Genomic DNA, 18,907 nt, shown 5'->3' with positions numbered 1-18,907 from the left:
GGGAGGTGAATAAAATGAACAAAACAGAATTGATTGCAAAAGTGGCGGAAACCACTGAACTCACCAAGAAAGATGCAACAAAAGCAGTTGACGCTGTTCTCGATGCAATTGCTGATGCATTGAAAACTGGTGATAAAGTCCAACTGATCGGCTTTGGTAACTTCGAAGTTCGTGAGCGCGCGGCTCGTAAAGGTCGTAACCCACAAACAGGTGAAGAGATCGAAATCGCTTCCAGCAAAGTACCTGCGTTTAAACCAGGTAAACAACTCAAAGACTCCATCAAGTAGTTGTTTCTTTTGAGAACGAAGCACTTACATAAAAAAATCCACATTGATTGCAATGTGGATTTTTTTTAACGTCTGGGGATGACCCGACGCGATCACCTCCCGGGAGCAGGCTTCAATCAAAATGTTTATCGGCGCTTGAGCCCCATACATACAGTTGTCTTGTCAGATGTTTTTGTTTTTTTAAAGCGGGTATGGTAAGATTGGCTTGGCTTGTTTGTGCGCACGGAAGCATGACAATCGGATCAGGATAAGGCCAGCCAGAGAAGCTGTCGCTTCTAGGGAAAGAGGCCGCTATGTAGGAGGTACGAATGTATGAACGTTGATTTGGATAAAATTCAACAGGCTGTCCGCATGATTCTGGAGGCGGTAGGCGATAATCCCGACCGGGAAGGGCTGCTGGATACTCCCAAGCGCGTTGCGAAAATGTATGCCGAAGTATTCGAGGGCATGCACATAAACGAAGAGCAGTACTTCGAGACGGTGTTTAGCGAAGATCACGAAGAAATGGTTCTGGTCAAGGACATCCCGTTCTACTCGATGTGCGAACACCATCTGGTTCCGTTTTTCGGCAAGGCGCATGTCGCCTACGTTCCGCGCGGCGGGCGTGTCGTAGGCTTGAGCAAGCTGGCGCGCGCGGTCGACACCGTGGCGAAGCGTCCGCAGCTTCAGGAGCGAATTACGACAACGATTGCCGACTCCATCGTTCGCAAGCTCGATCCGCACGGCGTGATCGTCGTGGTGGAGGCAGAGCACATGTGCATGACGATGCGCGGCGTGAAGAAGCCTGGCTCGAAAACCGTCACCTCTGCGGTGCGCGGCATGTTTGAAAAAGACGCAGCCGCTCGTGCGGAAGTGTTCAGCCTCATCCGTTCCTAGCGTCCCGCTGGTATGCAGTCAACGCGTGCGAAGATGAAAATTACGGCATTTTCTATTGACACTGTAGGTAAAATATTGTAAAGTACAGATGTACAGTCGGGATGTGGCGCAGCCCGGTAGCGCGCACCCTTGGGGTGGGTGAGGTCCAGGGTTCGAATCCCTGCATTCCGACCATCTGAATAAAAAGCGAGGAAGCCTCTGAACAGGCTTCTTTTTTTGTTCTTGACAGTTGCCATTTTTGCTATTGGCTTCCTGATCTTTCTTTTTTATAATAGAGGGGAGACAAGCAAGGGAAGGGTTGTTCCATGCCATGAAGGTGCCTGTATCGCTTCAGCCGTATTTACAATCAATGCCGCAATCTTATTTGACCGATCAAGCAGCTTCTTCCCCCTACGGAGAGCAGGATCTCTTTTCTGATATCTTGCAGACGCAGTTGGCGTCAGGCCAGCGCGTCATTTCCTCGCAAGAGATTTTGGCCAAGCTCGACGGCAGCAAGGAGTGGAAGCTGGCCGCAGACTACGAGGCAGAGTTGAATACGACGGCGGCAAAAGGAGCAACGGTTGCTCCCGGAGCTATTTTGGAGAAAATCGAACGGACCGCCAAAGCGCTCGGCGTCGACCCTGACCTCGTCAGGGAAGTCGTGAGGGCAGAGTCCAACTTCAACCCGAACGTCGTTTCCAAAGCGGGGGCAAAAGGCTTGATGCAGCTTATGGACAAGACTGCACAGGCGATGCGCGTCCGCAATGCATACGACCCGGACGAAAACTTGGCGGGTGGAACCAAATACTTGAAATCGCTTCTCGACCGCTATAATGGAAACGTCAAAGTGGCGCTGGCAGCGTACAATGCAGGCCCGGGTCGCGTAGGCCGACTGGGCATCGACAGCGATGAGGAGCTGGAGGCGAAGTACAATCAGTTGCCTCAGGAAACACAGCGTTATGTAGCAAAAATCATGAGCCGTTTGCAGCCCGACGGGACATCATACTAGACAAGGCGCATCACGCACTGGTCAGGAGGAAACAACTTGTCACAGCCATTTAACCAGGACTATTTTGTAGTCAAAGCAAAAGAAAACGGCGTGCATGTCATCGGCCTTACACGCGGCTCCGACACCCGTTTTCATCATACGGAAAAGCTCGACAAGGGCGAAGTGATGATCTTCCAATTCACAGAGCATACTTCTGCCATCAAGGTTCGAGGAAAAGCGGTGATTTACTCGCAGCACGGTGTCATCGATACGACGGAATAACGAGTTCCATTTTGCGAAAGCAGGCATAGCCTGCTTTTTTTATTTGTACAATGGTGGAGAGGAGGGATGTCTATGCCGCGCCAACTGCTCGTGGCAATTGTCGTTTCCACTTTTTTGGCCTTGATGCTGTCGCTTGTTCCGAGCGCCGGGTGGCAGCGGACGGATGTTCCAACCTTCCAGCCGTCACACCCGATTCAACTGAGCGAGCGAAATGTCCTCGATTTGTTTACATTGATGACGCCACACTATAAAATGAAGCGTATAAAATGGGAAAACCCGTCAGTTTATGTCGATTTCGTGATCAAACCGGGGGAAAAGGTGAATGTCAGTCATGTGTATCACGATTTTTACCAGTTGACATACGAGCTGTTGACGCTCACGGATAATGTCGGGCAGGTCTATTTCCGCTTGCTGGAGGAAAGCGACCAGCCGAAAGAGTCGAAACTACTGATTGCCATTCAAACGACGGGAGCCAGTTCGCTGGCGCATCCCAAACCGATCGCGGAGCTGGAAGACGTCGATTCCTTTGTCAAAAACACATTTCCCGTGCGAATCGAGCCGTATTTTTACGAGAGAATTAGTCCCTGATGGAAGAAGTATGGTATGATAGTAAGGACGGCCTTTTGACCGGATGGTAAAGGTAGACGGAAGTGTACGGAACAGGCAGACATCTTTAGGTTGCGCAGCTTGTGGAGGAGGACGCATGAGCAAAGAACATACCCCATATGTAGAAGAGGTTCGGTCGATCATCGAGCAGATCTACAAGCGAACCACCCATTCCTATGTAGAGTATTACGTGGACGTTCCTTCCATGGCGGAAAATCGCCTGGAACTCTTGTATCTGTTTTTGCGGGAACAAGGCATGACGAAGGAACGGGCATCCATTTTCTGCACGGCGACGGGACTTGTTCAGTTGGGACTGGACATGCACGAACATGTCAAAAATCAGTACGAAGATTCATTGAGCGCAGAACGAAATCGGCAGTTGACGGTGCTCGCCGGCGATTATTACAGCAGCCGCTACTACCACCTGCTGTCTGAAACAGGCGAGATCGAAGCGATCCAGGTGTTGTCCGGAGCCGTTCAGCGCGTGAATGAAGCGAAAATGAAGCTGTACGTGGCAGGTCGCGATTCCAGAAGCTTGTCAGACGAAGAGTACTGGGAGCTGCGCAATGCGATTGATACAGGCTTGTATGTAGCGATTGTCGAGAAGTATGCCGATTCGGACGATCGCCGCCGTTTCTGGGTGAACCTGATGAAAGAAACGGCCAAGGTAGAGAGTGTCATTGGAGAATGGGAGCAAATCAAGTGGCAAGAACAAGTTCCTTTTGGTTTTGCTCGTTTTTTGCTGCAAAAACCAGGCGCTACGCTTGCCCAGGTGTTGTCAGGCGTCGAGATGAAAGCCATGGAAATGCTCAGCTTGTGCGAGCAAATGGTGCGCACGCTGCACCCTGCCGAAACGCGCAACGTGCTCGCTTCCATAACGGCTCGCTACTCCCATCGAGTGAATCGCCTGAAACGAGTTATTGAGGAGATGTAGCCTAGTGGACCAGACACAAATGAAAGAGAAGGCAAAGTACGTTCACTCCGTATTTGAGAGCATTGCAAGCGACTACGACAAAATGAACAACGTCATCAGCTTTGGCAGCCATCTGGCCTGGCGCAATTACACCATGAAGCAGATGAACATCAAGCCAGGGGACAGCGCGCTTGATGTCGCCTGCGGAACGGCGGACTGGACGATTGCGCTGGCAAAGGCCGTGGGCAAAGACGGGCGGGTTGTCGGGCTGGACTTCAGCCAAAACATGCTGGATGTCGGAGCGTACAAGGTAGCGAACGCCGGGGTCGGCAATACCGTCAAGCTGGTGAATGCCGACGCGATGAATCTGCCTTACGAGGATAATACATTTGATTTTGCCACCATCGGCTTCGCCTTGCGCAACGTACCGGATGTGCAGCAGGTGCTAAATGAGATGGCCCGCGTCGTGAAGCCGGGAGGAAAAGTCGTTTCCCTGGAAGTGTCCAAGCCTCCATTCATTCCGTATCGCAAGCTATTTTACTTATACTTCTATAAAATTTTGCCGTTGATTGCGAAAATGACCGTGAACAAGTATGAGGAATACGCTTGGCTCCCGCACTCCCTGACGAATTTCCCGGACAGCCGCGAGCTGGCGGGGATGTTTCAGCAGGCTGGTCTGGCCCCGGTCCAGGTCAAGCTGTTTATGGGTGGGGTATCCGCTCTGCATATCGGCACAAAGCCGTAGCCTCAGCGTCTGGCCCCGGCGTGAGCGGGCATGGGCGGTATTTTTTCAGTAGATAGGAAGTGTCATAGATGGGTCTACGTAAATTGAAAATCATCTTGGAAATGATAAAATTCGAGCATTCCCTGTTTGCTCTGCCCTTTGCTTTTATGGGCGCAGTTTTGGGAAGTATTGTAATTGAGAAGGCATGGCCGACCTGGCTGGAAATTTTTTGGGTGACCGTTGCGATGGTAGGGGCGCGCAGCGCAGCCATGTCGCTGAATCGACTCATCGACCGCGTCATTGACGCCAAAAACCCGCGAACGGCAACACGCGCGATTCCGGCAGGGCTGATCTCCGTTTTGGAAGTCATCCTGTTTATCGTCGTTTCGTTCATTGTGTTGTTCATCGCTGCTTTCCAGTTGAACGATCTGGCCGTCAAGCTGCTGCCTCTTGCTGTTTTCGTACTGGTGCTGTATTCCTACACCAAACGCTTTACATGGCTCTGCCATTTTGTATTGGGAGTAGCAATCGGGTTCGGACCGCTGGGAGGCTGGGTAGCCACGACAGGCCAGGTAGACGCGATCGGCTTACTCCTGTTTGCGTCCGTGCTGTTCTGGACGGCGGGCTTCGATATTATTTACGCGTGCCAGGATGCCGATTTTGACCGCAAAGAAGGGCTGTTCTCGATGCCGAGCCGCTTTGGCATTGCGAATGCGCTGCTCGTGGCGAGACTGTGCCACATCCTTACCTTTGTCGGCTTGATGTCGCTGTACGTCGTAGCGGACTTGTCGATCTGGTTCCTGCTCGGCGTGCTCATCTCCGGGGCGATCCTGATTTACGAGCATACGCTGGTGAAGCCGACCGACCTGTCCAAAGTCGACGTGGCGTTTTTCAACATGAACGGAATTTTGAGCGTCGTCATGTTCGTGTTTACTATGATTGATCTGGTGATTGCATGAACAGGCAAAAGTGGGTAGTGGGGATTACAGGAGCAAGCGGCGCGATTTACGGCGTCCGCGTCGTCACCGAGCTTTTGCGCGCCGGGCATATCGTCCATCTGATGATTACCGAGGCAGGCTGGCAAGTTTTTCACGATGAGCTGGACTGGCAGGCAGACGACCGGGAAGGGCTATTGCGGGAGAAGCTCCAGCAGGATTTCCCCGGTGAGCTGCATTATTGGGGCCTGCGCGACTTCAATTGCCCTGCCGCGAGCGGTTCGTATCGCTGCGACGGCATGATCGTCGTTCCGTGCTCGATGGGCACCGTATCCGGCATCGCCCATGGCGCCTCCGGCAATTTGCTGGAGCGCGTCGCCGATGTGATGATTAAGGAAGGCAGGCGGCTGGTCATCGTCCCCCGGGAGACGCCGCTCAATGCGATCCACCTGGAAAACATGCTCACGCTGAGCAGGCTGGGCGTGCGGATTTTGCCGGCGATGCCCGGCTATTACCAAAAGCCGCAAACGATGGATGACCTGATTAACTTTGTCGTTGGGAAAGCTTTGGATGCACTGGATGTACCACACTCGCTGTTTCGGCGTTGGGGGGAGTAGACGCATGCAAAAGTCTTTGCGGATCGGACAAATCTTGTACACCAACGTACTGCCTGTTTACTACTACTTTGAACAAGCAAAATTCGAGGACCGGATCGAGTTCATCCGCCAGGTGCCAGCCCAGTTGAATCTGGCGATGGCAAAAGGCGAGATTGACATGGGGCCGATCTCCTCGTTTAGCTATGCTGAGCATGCCTCCCAGTACGTGGCATTGGCAGACCTGTCTGTCAGTGCCAAAGGGAGAGTAGGCTCCCTTTTCTTATTCAGCAAAAAGCCGATCGAGCAGTTGAACGGGGCGAAAATCGCCCTGACCAACACGTCAGCGACGACGGTGAACCTGTTGAAAATCGTGCTCCACAAGTTTTACGAATACGAGATCGCTTACGTTACACAAGAGCCGAACCTGGCGCAGATGCTGCAAGGCGCAGATGCTGCCCTGCTCATCGGCGACGACGCGATTGCCGCAGAGCGGACGGCCAAAGACTTGCACGTGTACGATCTCGGGGAGCTGTGGCACCGATTTACGGGCTATTCCATGACGTTTGCCATCTGGGCGCTCAGGCGCGCTGTCATAGCCGAGCATTACGATTTGATCGCAGAAGTCCACGCTTCGTTTTTGGCGAGCAAAAAGAAGACGAAAGCCGATCCCGGTCCGTTAGTGGACTACGTATGCGCGCACTTCGGCGGAACTAAAGAGGAATGGATTCGTTACTTCGCGGGACTGCAGCACGATTTCGGCGAAGGGCAGCGGGTAGGACTGGAGTATTATTACCGATGCGCGGCGGAGCTGGGGTTACTAGCGGCGCCCGCGACCGTCGAGTTGTGGCAGGCGGATGGCCACAAGACCAATATTACGCTTGCGAGATAGGTGGAACGGATAACGGATGAACCTAGTCGATATTTACTTCAAGATGAAAAAGGACGTCCAGTACATTGAGGATGAACTGGAAAAATCGATCGATACAGACGTTCGCGAGCTGTATCAATCCTCGACGCATTTGCTCAAAGCAGGAGGAAAGCGCATCCGTCCGGTCTTTGTGCTGCTCGGAGGCAAGTGGGGCCATTACGATGTAAAAGTTTTGAAGCACGTCGCCGTCCCGCTTGAGCTGATTCATATGGCTTCGCTCGTGCACGACGACGTGATTGACGATGCGGACAAGCGGCGGGGCAAAGACACGGTGCGCATGAAATGGGACAACAAAATAGCGATGTACGCGGGCGATTACATTTTCGCGCGCGCGCTGGCGATCGCTTCCCAGCTTCCGAATCCGAAGCTGCACCAGATTCTCTCCAACGCCATTGTCGAGGTGTGCAAGGGCGAGATCGAGCAAGTAAAAGATTTGAACAACTGGGATCAAAACTTCCGCACGTACTTGCGCAGAATCAAGCGGAAAACGGCGCTTTTGATCGCGATTAGCTGTCAGTTGGGTGCCGTGGCGAGCGGCGCCACCGAAGAGTTGGTGCGAAAAATGTACTGGTACGGCTACAACGTCGGAATGGCTTTTCAAATTACCGACGACATTCTCGACTTTACCGGAACGGAAAAGCAGTTGGGGAAACCGGCGGGCAGCGACCTTCTCCATGGCAACATCACGCTGCCGGCGCTCTACACCGCTTACCACGGCAAGGCGAGCGGACAGTTCCAGGAATGGATCAGGCAAAATACGTTTTGGGAGCATACGGACGAAGCGATTCGCCTGGTGCGCCAGGACGAAGGCATTGCCTTTTCCCAGCGGCTGGCCGAGCGCTATATCGCCCGCGCGCATGCGGTTCTCAGCGACTTGCCCAATACGCAGGCGAAAACATCATTGACAGGAATTGCCAACTTTATCATCGATCGCAAATTTTAATGAGAATTTGACTGTCTGCCTGTTGCTTGGCCACCCCAGTTTTGATAAAATTTTCGTTGGTGTTGTAAACACCAATACATAGCTTTGATGGAGGCATACTTACAATGGAAAAAACGTTCCTTATGGTAAAACCTGACGGCGTACAACGTAACCTGATCGGAGAAATCGTATCCCGTTTCGAGAAAAAAGGCTACCAACTCGTTGGTGCTAAACTGATGGTAGTAAGCCGCGAACTGGCTGAACAACACTACGCCGAGCACAAAGAGCGCCCGTTCTTCGGCGAACTGGTTGACTTCATCACTTCCGGTCCTGTATTCGCAATGGTATGGCAAGGAAACAACGTCATCTCCACTGCTCGTGCGATGATGGGCAAAACAAACCCGGTTGATGCGGCTGCTGGTACAATCCGCGGCGATTTCGCGACTTCCGTTGGCATGAACATCATCCACGGTTCCGATTCCCCAGAAAGCGCTGAGCGTGAAATCGGCCTCTGGTTCTCCGCTGATGAAGTTCTCTCCTTCGAGAAAACAATCCAACGCTGGATCTAATTTGCCGATCCAACGACGAAAAAACCCCATGCGTGGGGTTTTTTCTTTTTTTCGTCAAAATCTCCCCGAGAAGTGATAGGATTTTGGCGAATATTAGCGAAATCAAAGAGTTAAGAGTTTTCAAGGGGGTACAATTCTGTATGGAAGATAAGGACTTTCTCCAATTTATCGCTAGTGTGAAAAAAATGACCGGAATTGATCTTGCCCTCTACAAGGAAGCACAGATGAAGCGGCGCCTGACTTCGTTGCGGCAAAAGCGGGGCTATGGCACGTTTGTCCAATATTTCGATGCGATTGCAAAGGACAAGGAACTGTTTTACGAATTTCTCGATCGGATGACGATCAACGTCTCGGAGTTTTTCCGCAACCCTGGGCGCTGGGAAGTTCTTGAGAACAAGATCTTGCCGCGGCTCGCCAAGCAATCGTCGCGCATCAAATGCTGGAGTGCCGCTTGTTCCACTGGCGAGGAGCCGTACACGCTCTCGCTGATCTTGCTGCGCAAGCGTCTGGACGCGACTGTGCTGGCATCCGATATTGATGAGGGCGCGCTGGCCAAGGCCAAGCAAGGCGTTTTCACGGACCGTTCGTTGCAGGATTGTCCGAAGGAGCTGGTGGACAAGTACTTCGTCAAGGACGCGCTCAGCTACCGGATTTCCGACGAGGTGAAGAGACGTGTCACGTTCAAGAAGCACAACTTGCTAGCTGATGCGTTTGACACGCAGTTCGATCTCATCATCTGCCGCAACGTGATGATCTATTTCACGGAAGAGGCGAAGCACGAGCTGTACCACAAGTTCAGCCGGGCGCTCAAACCGGGCGGCGTGCTGTTTGTCGGCAGCACGGAGCAAATTTTCCAGCCCCAGCAATACCAGTTGGAGACGGAAGATACGTTCTTTTATCGAAAAATGGGATAAATCCCCTCGGCCTTTCGTATAACGCTGCTCTTTTTTCCCAAGACTAGGAATACTTACTTTGCCAAGGGAGGCAGCAGATGGATAAGCACAAGGTCATCGAAGCATACCGTCGGGGTTTGATTACGTTGCAAGAATGCGGACAAATACTTGGGGCTGAAAAAACTCAACTGGATGATTTGATACGTGTGGATCATTCCAGAAGGCCGCTTAGCCCCAATCCTTTTTTGATGGTCGATCCTTTTTAATCAGCGCCATCTGCAAACGAAGCGCTTCTCCCGTCGGAGGGGCGTTTTTTCTGCAAACGAAAGGTTTTCGCGCAGGTTTCTACTTTTGTGTTTCCACAGCGAGACAGGTATGATATTATAGCGCTTAAAAGTGATAAAGGACAGCGACCCGAACCGGAAGGAATGGGGATACAAGCTGCCTGGAGGATGGAGGAAGGAAGAGATGCGTTACTTGACAGCAGGGGAATCTCACGGCCCGCAGCTTACGGCGATCATCGAGGGAGTTCCGAGCAACTTGCCGATTTCGGTTGAGGCAATCAATGAACAGTTGGCACGTCGTCAAAAAGGGCATGGACGTGGCCGCAGAATGCAGATTGAAAAAGACCAGGTGAAAATTTTGTCCGGCGTGCGCCACGGTTATACGACAGGGGCACCGATCACGCTGGTCGTTGAAAATAAGGATTGGACTCACTGGCAAACGATCATGAGTGCCGAGCCGGTAGAAGAGGGCGCAGAGGAAAAGCGCCGCGTCTCTCGCCCGCGTCCAGGCCACGCTGACCTGAATGGTGCGATTAAATACCATCAGCGCGATATGCGAAATATTCTGGAACGTTCCAGCGCCCGCGAAACGACAATCCGCGTGGCCGTAGGGGCTGTCGCTCGCCAATTGCTGGCGGCTTTCGGCATCCGGATCGGCGGACAAGTTTTGCAGATCAATGATGTGGTGGCGAAGCGTCAGGAGGTCAGCCTGGAAGAGCTGATTGCCCGGACGGAAGAATCGCCGGTTCGTTGCCTGGATAAAGAAGCGGAGCCGCTCATGATGGCGGCGATCGACAAGGCAAAAGAAGACGGCGATTCCCTCGGCGGCGTGGTCGAAGTAATCGTGGAAGGCGTGCCGATCGGCCTTGGCAGCCACGTGCAATGGGATCGCAAGCTTGACGGACGACTGGCGCAGGCGATCATGAGCATTCAGGCGTTCAAAGGCGTGGAAATCGGCATCGGGTTTGAGGCGGCAGGCTTGAAAGGCTCGCAAGTCCACGACGAAATCATCTGGAACGAAGAGACCGGCTACAGCCGCAAAACGAATCGCGCAGGCGGTTTGGAGGGCGGCATGACGACGGGGATGCCTGTGGTCGTGCGCGGCGTGATGAAGCCGATCCCGACGCTGTACAAGCCGCTCATGAGCGTGGATATCGACTCCCGCGAGCCGTTTTCCGCGAGCATCGAGCGCTCCGACAGTTGCGCGGTTCCGGCTGCGAGCGTCGTAGCGGAAGCGGTAGTCGCGTGGGAGATCGCGCAGGCGATGTGCGAGAAGTTCCCGAGCGATTCGATGGACGACATGATCGAAAACGTGCGTGAATACCGCGCGTACACGGAGAAATTCTAATGAAGACCAACAGACTGACAGTAGAGCTGGGAGAGCGTTCTTACGAGATTGTGATCGGCGATTCTCTATTGCAGCAGGTTCCTGATTTGCTTGCGGAGGCAGGAGTTGTCTCCACAAGCAAACTGATGATTATTACAGATGAGCATGTGGCGGTTCGTTACTTAGAGCCGCTGCGCGATGCTCTGCGCGCTGCCGGATACAATGCGATAGCGAGCGTCGTGGAAGCGGGCGAGCAATCGAAAAGTCTCGCTGTCTACGAACGGTTGATGACCGAAGCGATTCAGGGCGGACTGGACCGCAAATCCGCAATTCTCGCGCTGGGCGGCGGCGTCGTGGGGGATTTGGCTGGCTTTGTGGCGGCTACGTTCATGCGCGGCATTGACTTTGTCCAGTTGCCGACGACGTTGCTCGCTCACGACAGCTCAGTCGGAGGAAAAGTGGCGATCAATCACCCGTTGGGGAAAAACTTGATCGGTGCTTTTCATCAGCCTCGCGTCGTGATCTACGACACAAAGGTGCTGCACACCTTGCCCAAGCGCGAAGTGGCCGCAGGCTTTGCCGAAGTCATCAAGCACGCTCTTATTTCGGACGCCTCCTTTGTGGATTGGCTGGAGGAGAACGCCGCCCGCCTGTGGGAGCTTGATTCAGAATTGTTAGGGAAAGCGATCGAAAGAGGCTGCGCCGTCAAGGCTGCGGTTGTCTCTGCCGACGAAACCGAGCAGGGCCAGCGTGCGCTTTTGAATTTGGGGCACACATTCGGCCATGCGTTTGAGGCGCTGTCGGCGTACGCGACGTTGAATCACGGCGAAGCCATTTCCATCGGGATGTGCATCGCCGCCAAAGTAGCGGAGCGAATCGGCTTGGCGCAAAGAGGCGTGTACGATCGCACGAAGCATTTGCTCAGCCTGTACCATTTGCCAACGGCTTGGCCAAAAGGACTTGAGCCGCAAGACGTCCTCGAGGCGATGAAGCGGGATAAAAAGACAGTCGGCGGCCAGCTTGCCCTCGTATTGCCTAGCGCAATCGGGCAGGCGGAGATTGGGAAACACGTAGACGAACAGCTCATCCTGACAGTAATGAGTGAAGAAGCGGAGGCTTTGTAATGGGAATGCGAGGAATCAGAGGCGCGGTTACGGTAGAAGCCGATACGCGGGAAGAGATTGTCTCTTCCACCAAGTGGCTCCTGGAAGAAATGGTCACGCGCAATGAAGTAAATCCGGAAGAGATCGGCAGCATCATCATCACGACGACAGAGGATTTATGTGCGACGTTTCCCGCCCAGGCGGCGCGTCTGTTGGAAGGGGAGGCCTGGCAGTATGTCCCGCTGATGTGCGCGCGGGAAATTCCTGTGCCGGGCAGCTTGCCCCTCTGTATTCGCGTCATGATGCACGTCAACACAGAGAAGTCGGCAAAAGAGATTCAGCACGTCTTTTTGCGGGATGCAGTCAAGCTTCGCCCGGATTTGACAAATCGCAGTTGACAATCAGGGCGCTCTCTTTTACCATAAGTGAAACGAGAGCGCCTCGTTTTTGCAGAAGAAGAGCCAATACCGGCTGAGTTGAGAATGAGTAGAGCAGAGTTGAGATGAGTTAGGTTGAGGAGAGAAGAGCAGGCTGGGTACATATTTGTCTACCCAATCCAGTTCTGTCGCTGGGTTTTTTTGTATATTTTTTCTCCCCCCTACCTCTCGCTCTAGGCAGCGGGCAGTGAAAAGGCGGTTGTTCTCCCTTTTCGCTCCCACTAAAAAGGAGATGAGAGTTCATGTATTTTCCCTCCCTTGCTGAGGTCAAGAACCTTTCGGCGACCTATTCCCTGATTCCTGTGAGCCTGAAGCTTTTGGCAGACCAGGAGACACCCATCCGATTGTATCAGAAGATTCGTACGAGTGATTCGTTTTTGCTGGAGAGCGTGGAAGGCGGAGCGCGTTGGGCCCGTTTCTCGTTCATCGGGATGAACCCTTTTCAAATCGTGGAAGCAAAAGGGGAAGACATCTCCGTAGTGACGCGCAGCGGAGAGCGAAAAGCTTTGACAGGCAATCCCGTCCACTTTTTGCGCCAGGAGACGGATCGCTTCAAGAGCCCGAAGCTGCCCGGCTTTCCCCGCTTGAGCGGCGGGGCCGTAGGCTTTTTTGGCTACAACACCCTGCGCTATTTTGAAAATTTGCCGGCGCACCGCCAAGAGGCAGTGCGCGTGCCAGACATGCGCTTCCTCTTCGTCGACGAAATGATCGCTTTCGATCACTTGAAGCAGGAAATTCAGTTGATCGTCAACTTGCACGTAGAGCCGGGAGATTCCGCCGAGGTTATTGACGAAAAATACAAGCTAGTCTGCGAAAGGCTGGAGCAGCTCGCTACAAAGGTAACCGCTCCGCTGGAGGTGGACAGCCGCATCCAGGTAGAAACCCAGTCACCAGCCCCGCTCAACGTCGAGCCGAACATGAGCCGCGAGCAGTACGAGCGGATGGTCGAGCAGGCAAAAGAGTACATCGCAGCGGGCGATATTTTCCAGGTAGTGCTCTCGCAACGTTTTTCCGTCAAGACCGACGTTGATCCGTTTGCCGTGTACAGACTGCTTCGCACGCTGAATCCTTCGCCGTACATGTACTACCTCGAATACGAGGGCGAGACGGTCGTCGGTACGTCTCCCGAGCTGCTCGTGCGGGTCGAGGATGAAAAAGTCGAGATGCGCCCGATCGCCGGAACGAGAAAAAGAGGCGCGACGCCGCAGGAGGACGAGGAGCTGGCGGCAGACCTTTTGGCCGACAAAAAGGAACGGGCGGAGCATTACATGCTTCTGGACCTGGGCCGCAACGATGTCGGCAAGGTGTCGGCTTACGGCAGCGTCCGCGTGGAAGAGGCGCTCGTCATCGAAAATTACTCGCATGTGATGCACATGGTGTCGCACGTGACGGGCAAGCTGCGCGAGGGGCTACACGCTTTTGACGCCCTGCTCAGCGCCTTCCCGGCCGGGACCGTCTCCGGCTCGCCCAAGCTGCGGGCGATGGAGATTATCGCCGAGCTGGAACCGGATGCCCGCCATCTGTACGCTGGAGCGATCGGCTACATTTCCTTCGACGGCTCGCTCGACAGTTGCATCACGATCCGGACGTTGTTTTTCCAGGATGGGTACGCGCACGTGCAGGCAGGAGCAGGCATCGTCGCCGACTCGGTTCCCGCAAGCGAATACCAGGAGACGGTAAACAAGGCAGCCGCGATGATTTCGGCTTTGGAAAAGGCAGAACAGCTATTTGTGCGCAAGGAGGTATTGCCATGCTGACCCATGTATTGGAGCAAATTTTGCAAGGAAACGATTTGTCGCGAGCAATCGCAGAGGAAGCGATGGGAGAAATCATGGACGGCAAAGCGACGCCAGCCCAGATCGGAGCCTTTTTGGCGAGTATGCGGCTCAAGGGCGAGCAAGTAGAGGAAATCATCGGGTTTGCGCAGGCGATGCGCGCCCGGGCGATGCGTTTTCCGATCGAGCTGCCGGGTCTGGTCGATACGTGCGGCACAGGGGGAGACGGCAGCAACACGTTCAATATCTCGACAGCCAGTGCGATTGTGGCGGCGAGCGACGGCGTGCGGATCGCCAAGCACGGCAACCGGGCTGTGTCGAGCAAAAGCGGCAGTGCAGACGTCCTCGAAGAGCTGGGCGTTCCGGTCAACCTGTCGCCCAAGTCCGCCGCTGATTGTCTGCGTGCGACCAACCTGTGCTTTTTGTTCGCGCCGCTCTACCACCAGGCGATGAAGCATGCGGCAGGTCCGCGCAAGGAGCTGGCCGTGCGCACCGTTTTCAACCTGCTTGGCCCGCTGACGAATCCGGCAAACGCCAGCCATCAGCTCATGGGCGTCTATGATGCGAAGCTGCTGCCGACTGTCGCGGCTGTCCTGCGCGAGCTACATGTAGAGCGGGCGCTGGTCGTGGCTGGCTCTGACGGGCTGGATGAGCTGACCGTGACGGGAACAAGCCAGATCGCGGAGCTGCGTGACGGCGAGATTCGCACGTATGAGATCGACCCAGAACAGTTCGGATTGCGCCGCCATGAAAAAGAAGCGCTGCGCGGCGGAGACGCGTGCGAAAACGCGACGATCATTCGCGAGGTGTTCGCTGGCAAGCGCGGGGCGGCGCGCGACATCGTGCTGTTAAACGCAGGGGCGATCCTCTACCTGGCGAATCGCGTTCGCTCGATCGAAGCAGGCGTGATCCGGGCAGCGGAGCTGATTGACGACGGACTCGTCATGCGCAAGCTGGAGCACATTCGGCAAATTGCAGGAGGGATGATTCATGCTTCATAAAATCGTGGAAAAAAAACGCGAGGAAATCGCTCGCCTGCAAAAAGAGACGACGGTAGCGGCCTTGCTGCAGCAAGCCAAAGCGCAGGAGCGTCCGCGCGGCTTTCGCCAGGCGCTGGAACAGAGCAGCCGCCCGGTCAGCGTAATTGCCGAAGTGAAAAAGGCTTCGCCGTCCAAAGGGCTGATTCGCCCGGATTTTGACCCGCTCGCGATTGCGCGGGCGTATCAGGCGGCTGAGGCCGAGTGCCTGTCCGTCTTGACCGACGAGTCGTTTTTCCAGGGCAGTCTCGCTTATTTGCAGGGCATTCGCGAAGCGGTAGACCGTCCTTTGCTGCGAAAAGATTTTCTCATCGAAGACATTCAGGTAGTGGAAGCGCGGGCAGCCGGAGCGGATTGCATTTTGCTCATCGCCGCGATCCTTACGCACGAGCAACTGCGGCATTTGTCGCAGACGGCGGAACAACTCGGGATGGACGTCCTCGTCGAAGTCCACGACAAGCGGGAGTGCGAGCTCGTTTTCCGCGCGATCGAACCGAAGCTGCTCGGGATCAACAACCGCAACCTGCATACGTTTCAGACCGATCTCGCGGTGACGCACGAACTGCTCGCGGAGCTGCCTGCTTCCCTGACTGTCGTTAGCGAAAGCGGCATTTCTTCTGCGACCGATGTGGAAAACGTCAGACAGGCGGGAGCGAGAGTGGTTTTGGTCGGCGAGCACTTCATGCGCCAGCAAGACGTGAAACAGGCGGTTTTCGATCTGGTCGGACCAGCGAAAGGCAGCAAGGCGGGGGTGAGCTTGTGACCCGGTTGAAAATTTGCGGGATCAAACGCCCGGAGACGCTTGCGCTGCTAAAAGAGCTGGACGTCGACTATGTCGGTCTGGTGTTTGCGCCAAGCAAGCGCAAGGTAGACGCGAAAACGGCAGGGAGGCTGCTCGCTGCCGTTTTCGGCCACCCGCCGGCTGTCGGCGTGTTTGTCAATCCGACGATGGATGAGCTGGCTGAAGTGCTCGCGGAAGCGCCGCTTTCTGTCATTCAACTGCACGGCCAGGAGACGCCGGAATTTTGCCGCCAAGTGCGAGAGCGGTTTTCGGTGCCGGTATGGAAGGCACTGGCTGTTGGAGGCGAAGCGGATGCCTCCGCGTCGCTGGAAGCGTATCAGGGGATTGTAAGCGCCTTTTTGTTCGATACGTACGATCCGGCGCAAGCAGGCGGAACAGGGAAAAAGTTTTCGTGGGAGCAAATTCCGCTGCTGCAAGCGAAGTGCAAGGAAGCGGATTGCATCATCGCAGGCGGGATTCATGCCGAAAACGTAGCCGAGCTGATTGGCACGTACCAGGCTGCGGTGATCGACGTGTCCAGCGGAGTAGAGACGGATGGAGAGAAAGACGGAGAAAAGATAAAAAAACTGGTGGAGAGGGTGAAGGCGCATGCCAAGCAATACACAGACAACCACGCGGGTCGTGCCTGACGAGAACGGACGGTTTGGAGCGTTCGGCGGAAAATTCGTGCCAGAGACGTTGATGAATGCTTTGTACGAGCTGGAGGCTGCTTTTGAGGAAGCGCGACGTGATCCACAGTTCGTAGCCGAGCTGAATGAGCTGCTCAGCAAATACGCAGGTCGCCCTACGCCGCTGACACATGCGGAGCGGCTGACGGAGGCGCTTGGCGGGGCGCAAATTTACCTCAAGCGCGAAGACCTCAACCATACCGGGGCGCACAAGCTGAACAATGCGCTCGGGCAGGCGCTTTTGGCAAAGCGTATGGGCAAAAAGGCGATTATCGCAGAGACGGGAGCGGGGCAGCACGGCGTTGCCAGCGCGACGGTCGCCGCGAAGCTCGGACTTTCCTGCAAAGTGTTCATGGGCGAGGAAGACATTCGCCGCCAATCGTTGAACGTCTTTCGCATGAACTTGTTGGGAGCGGAAGTCATTCCGGCCGTGTCCGGCTCGCGGACGCTGAAGGACGCGACGAACGAGGCGATTCGCCACTGGGTTTCGCACGTAGAGGAGACGTTTTACGTGATCGGCTCGGTCGTCGGCCCGCATCCGTATCCGTACATGGTGCGCGAGTTCCAGAAAATTATCGGGGAGGAGACGCGTAAGCAAATTTTGCAGCAACTCGGCAAGCTGCCCGACGAGGTAGTCGCCTGCGTAGGCGGCGGCAGCAACGCGATCGGGATGTTTTACCCGTTTATTCAGGATGAGTCTGTCGCGCTTCGCGGCGTGGAAGCGGCAGGAAAAGGAATCGAGACAGACAAGCATGCCGCGACATTGACCCTTGGGCGGCCAGGCGTGATTCACGGCTCGCTCACCTACTTGCTGCAGGATGCGCACGGACAGGTGCAAGAGGCGCACTCGATCTCGGCGGGGCTGGACTACCCGGGCGTCGGCCCTGAGCATGCGTATTTAAAAGATACCGGGAGAGTGACGTACACGTCCGTAACCGATGCGGAGGCGCTCGCGGCCGTCGAGCTTTTGTGCCGCACGGAAGGGATTATTCCCGCACTGGAGAGCGCCCACGCGATTGCTGAGGTCATCAAGCGCGCTCCGCAAATGTCGCCGGAGAAGATCATCGTCATTTGCCTGTCGGGACGCGGGGACAAAGACGTGCTGACCATCCAGGAAGCGCTGGCGGAACGCACAGAAGGGGGAGTGGCATGATGACGGCAGCAACGAATCGAATTGACCGTTTGTTTGCGGATCGCAGCCGCAAGCGTTTTATCCCGTTTATTACGGTAGGAGATCCGACCTTGGAAGCGACGTTTCAACTCGTGACTGCGATGGTGGAGGCCGGAGCGGACGTGATCGAGCTTGGCGTTCCGTATTCCGATCCGCTGGCAGATGGCCCTACGATCCAGCGCGCCTCGCAGCGTGCGCTGCAACACGGCGTGTCGATCGCAGACGCCTTGCAGCTCGTCTCCCGCCTGCGAGAGTCGGGCGTAGAAGCGGGCATCGTCCTGTTTTCTTACTTCAATCCCGTGCTGCAATACGGAATCGAACGCTTTTTCGCCGACCTGGCCGCGCATGGAGCAGACGGCGTCGTCATTCCGGATTTGCCGATTGAAGAAAACGGCCCAGCCGTGGCTGCCGCGAAGCAAAACGGCTTGCACGTCATTTCGCTCGTGGCACCGACGTCCGATACGCGCATCCAGACGATCGGCGAGCAGGCGACAGGCTTTTTGTACTGCGTTTCGTCGCTCGGCGTGACGGGAGCGCGGACAGACTTGCGCGAAGACTTGGCGGACTTTTTGGCGCGGGTAAAAGCAAGCACGACTGCGCCGACTGCCGTCGGATTCGGCATCTCCACGTCAGAGCAGGTGCGGGCCGTAGCGCCGCATGCAGACGGCGTGATCGTGGGCAGCGCGATCGTGCAGCAGATTGAACAGCACGAGGACCAACTGAAAGATCCGGCACAAATGCCAGTTGCTGTTGAAAAAATAAAAACGTTTGTACAACAGTTGGCGAGTGCGCTACAATAATGGGA

General features: G+C 55.0%; 23 protein-coding genes and 1 tRNA gene. All 24 read left to right on the top strand.

Annotated elements, in window-relative coordinates:
• Positions 1 to 14: 14 nt before the first annotated feature.
• The 24 genes from AC3WQH_RS04395 to trpA all read left to right on the top strand — a co-directional run bounded on the left by AC3WQH_RS04395 (position 15) and on the right by trpA (position 18,902).
• A complete protein-coding gene (locus AC3WQH_RS04395; protein ID WP_005831316.1) occupies positions 15 to 287 on the top strand; it encodes an HU family DNA-binding protein in 273 nt (90 codons plus the stop codon).
• Positions 288 to 599: 312 nt separating this feature from the next.
• On the top strand, positions 600 to 1,163 hold the full coding sequence (gene folE, locus AC3WQH_RS04390) for a GTP cyclohydrolase I FolE (RefSeq protein WP_005831313.1): 564 nt from the start codon (positions 600 to 602) through the stop codon (positions 1,161 to 1,163).
• Positions 1,164 to 1,260: 97 nt separating this feature from the next.
• Positions 1,261 to 1,337, top strand: a tRNA-Pro gene (locus tag AC3WQH_RS04385).
• Positions 1,338 to 1,473: 136 nt separating this feature from the next.
• Positions 1,474 to 2,151: a lytic transglycosylase domain-containing protein gene (locus AC3WQH_RS04380; protein ID WP_005831311.1), complete on the top strand. Its 678-nt coding sequence runs from the start codon at positions 1,474 to 1,476 to the stop codon at positions 2,149 to 2,151.
• Positions 2,152 to 2,187: 36 nt separating this feature from the next.
• Entirely contained in the window at positions 2,188 to 2,412 is a 225-nt protein-coding gene (gene mtrB, locus AC3WQH_RS04375; RefSeq protein ID WP_005831309.1) for a trp RNA-binding attenuation protein MtrB, read from the top strand.
• 72 nt (positions 2,413 to 2,484) lie between these two features.
• The gene (locus AC3WQH_RS04370) at positions 2,485 to 3,000 is read left to right on the top strand and encodes a hypothetical protein (protein WP_005831307.1); all 516 of its coding nucleotides are present in this window, start codon (positions 2,485 to 2,487) and stop codon (positions 2,998 to 3,000) included.
• 115 nt (positions 3,001 to 3,115) lie between these two features.
• Positions 3,116 to 3,952, top strand: coding sequence for a heptaprenyl diphosphate synthase component 1 (locus AC3WQH_RS04365; RefSeq protein WP_005831305.1), 837 nt, complete (start codon positions 3,116 to 3,118; stop codon positions 3,950 to 3,952).
• A 4-nt stretch (positions 3,953 to 3,956) separates the two neighbouring features.
• Positions 3,957 to 4,676 (top strand): demethylmenaquinone methyltransferase, encoded by a 720-nt coding sequence (locus AC3WQH_RS04360; protein WP_005831303.1) that lies wholly within the window; start codon positions 3,957 to 3,959, stop codon positions 4,674 to 4,676.
• 68 nt (positions 4,677 to 4,744) lie between these two features.
• Complete coding sequence (locus AC3WQH_RS04355) at positions 4,745 to 5,614, top strand: UbiA-like polyprenyltransferase (RefSeq protein WP_005831302.1); 870 nt, start codon at positions 4,745 to 4,747, stop codon at positions 5,612 to 5,614.
• Positions 5,611 to 6,207 carry a UbiX family flavin prenyltransferase gene (locus tag AC3WQH_RS04350; RefSeq protein WP_025843791.1) on the top strand — a complete coding sequence of 199 codons (597 nt, stop codon included), beginning with the start codon at positions 5,611 to 5,613 and terminating at the stop codon, positions 6,205 to 6,207. Before AC3WQH_RS04355 ends, AC3WQH_RS04350 begins: the two co-directional genes overlap by 4 nt.
• Before the next feature lie 4 nt (positions 6,208 to 6,211).
• Complete coding sequence (locus AC3WQH_RS04345; RefSeq protein WP_005831298.1) at positions 6,212 to 7,075, top strand: menaquinone biosynthesis protein; 864 nt, start codon at positions 6,212 to 6,214, stop codon at positions 7,073 to 7,075.
• 16 nt (positions 7,076 to 7,091) lie between these two features.
• Positions 7,092 to 8,057: a polyprenyl synthetase family protein gene (locus AC3WQH_RS04340; RefSeq protein ID WP_007785438.1), complete on the top strand. Its 966-nt coding sequence runs from the start codon at positions 7,092 to 7,094 to the stop codon at positions 8,055 to 8,057.
• A 104-nt stretch (positions 8,058 to 8,161) separates the two neighbouring features.
• Positions 8,162 to 8,605, top strand: a complete 444-nt coding sequence (gene ndk, locus AC3WQH_RS04335; protein ID WP_005831294.1) for a nucleoside-diphosphate kinase — start codon at positions 8,162 to 8,164, stop codon at positions 8,603 to 8,605.
• A gap of 140 nt (positions 8,606 to 8,745) precedes the next feature.
• Complete coding sequence (locus AC3WQH_RS04330; protein ID WP_221842122.1) at positions 8,746 to 9,519, top strand: CheR family methyltransferase; 774 nt, start codon at positions 8,746 to 8,748, stop codon at positions 9,517 to 9,519.
• Between the two features lie 77 nt (positions 9,520 to 9,596).
• Positions 9,597 to 9,764 (top strand): hypothetical protein, encoded by a 168-nt coding sequence (locus AC3WQH_RS04325; protein ID WP_007785434.1) that lies wholly within the window; start codon positions 9,597 to 9,599, stop codon positions 9,762 to 9,764.
• Between the two features lie 202 nt (positions 9,765 to 9,966).
• Positions 9,967 to 11,130, top strand: coding sequence for a chorismate synthase (aroC, locus tag AC3WQH_RS04320; protein WP_005831290.1), 1,164 nt, complete (start codon positions 9,967 to 9,969; stop codon positions 11,128 to 11,130).
• The gene (gene aroB, locus AC3WQH_RS04315; RefSeq protein WP_005831288.1) at positions 11,130 to 12,233 is read left to right on the top strand and encodes a 3-dehydroquinate synthase; all 1,104 of its coding nucleotides are present in this window, start codon (positions 11,130 to 11,132) and stop codon (positions 12,231 to 12,233) included. Before aroC ends, aroB begins: the two co-directional genes overlap by 1 nt.
• Entirely contained in the window at positions 12,233 to 12,610 is a 378-nt protein-coding gene (gene aroH / locus AC3WQH_RS04310; RefSeq protein WP_005831286.1) for a chorismate mutase, read from the top strand. The genes aroB and aroH overlap by 1 nt, the downstream gene beginning before the upstream one ends.
• 281 nt (positions 12,611 to 12,891) lie before the next feature.
• Positions 12,892 to 14,406 (top strand): anthranilate synthase component I, encoded by a 1,515-nt coding sequence (trpE, locus tag AC3WQH_RS04305; protein ID WP_005831284.1) that lies wholly within the window; start codon positions 12,892 to 12,894, stop codon positions 14,404 to 14,406.
• Positions 14,400 to 15,425: an anthranilate phosphoribosyltransferase gene (gene trpD / locus AC3WQH_RS04300; RefSeq protein ID WP_429775511.1), complete on the top strand. Its 1,026-nt coding sequence runs from the start codon at positions 14,400 to 14,402 to the stop codon at positions 15,423 to 15,425. Before trpE ends, trpD begins: the two co-directional genes overlap by 7 nt.
• Complete coding sequence (gene trpC, locus AC3WQH_RS04295; protein ID WP_238500582.1) at positions 15,415 to 16,224, top strand: indole-3-glycerol phosphate synthase TrpC; 810 nt, start codon at positions 15,415 to 15,417, stop codon at positions 16,222 to 16,224. Before trpD ends, trpC begins: the two co-directional genes overlap by 11 nt.
• Positions 16,221 to 16,892, top strand: coding sequence for a phosphoribosylanthranilate isomerase (locus AC3WQH_RS04290; RefSeq protein ID WP_005831278.1), 672 nt, complete (start codon positions 16,221 to 16,223; stop codon positions 16,890 to 16,892). The genes trpC and AC3WQH_RS04290 overlap by 4 nt, the downstream gene beginning before the upstream one ends.
• Positions 16,852 to 18,084 (top strand): tryptophan synthase subunit beta, encoded by a 1,233-nt coding sequence (trpB, locus tag AC3WQH_RS04285; RefSeq protein WP_005831276.1) that lies wholly within the window; start codon positions 16,852 to 16,854, stop codon positions 18,082 to 18,084. The genes AC3WQH_RS04290 and trpB overlap by 41 nt, the downstream gene beginning before the upstream one ends.
• Positions 18,084 to 18,902: a tryptophan synthase subunit alpha gene (gene trpA / locus AC3WQH_RS04280; protein WP_025843792.1), complete on the top strand. Its 819-nt coding sequence runs from the start codon at positions 18,084 to 18,086 to the stop codon at positions 18,900 to 18,902. The genes trpB and trpA overlap by 1 nt, the downstream gene beginning before the upstream one ends.
• Positions 18,903 to 18,907 lie beyond the last annotated feature (5 nt).

Source organism: Brevibacillus sp. FW301-21C12A, assembly GCF_058788915.1.
The sequence above is the reverse complement of the archived record's forward strand: the minus strand, read 5'-3'. Positions and strand labels throughout refer to the sequence as shown.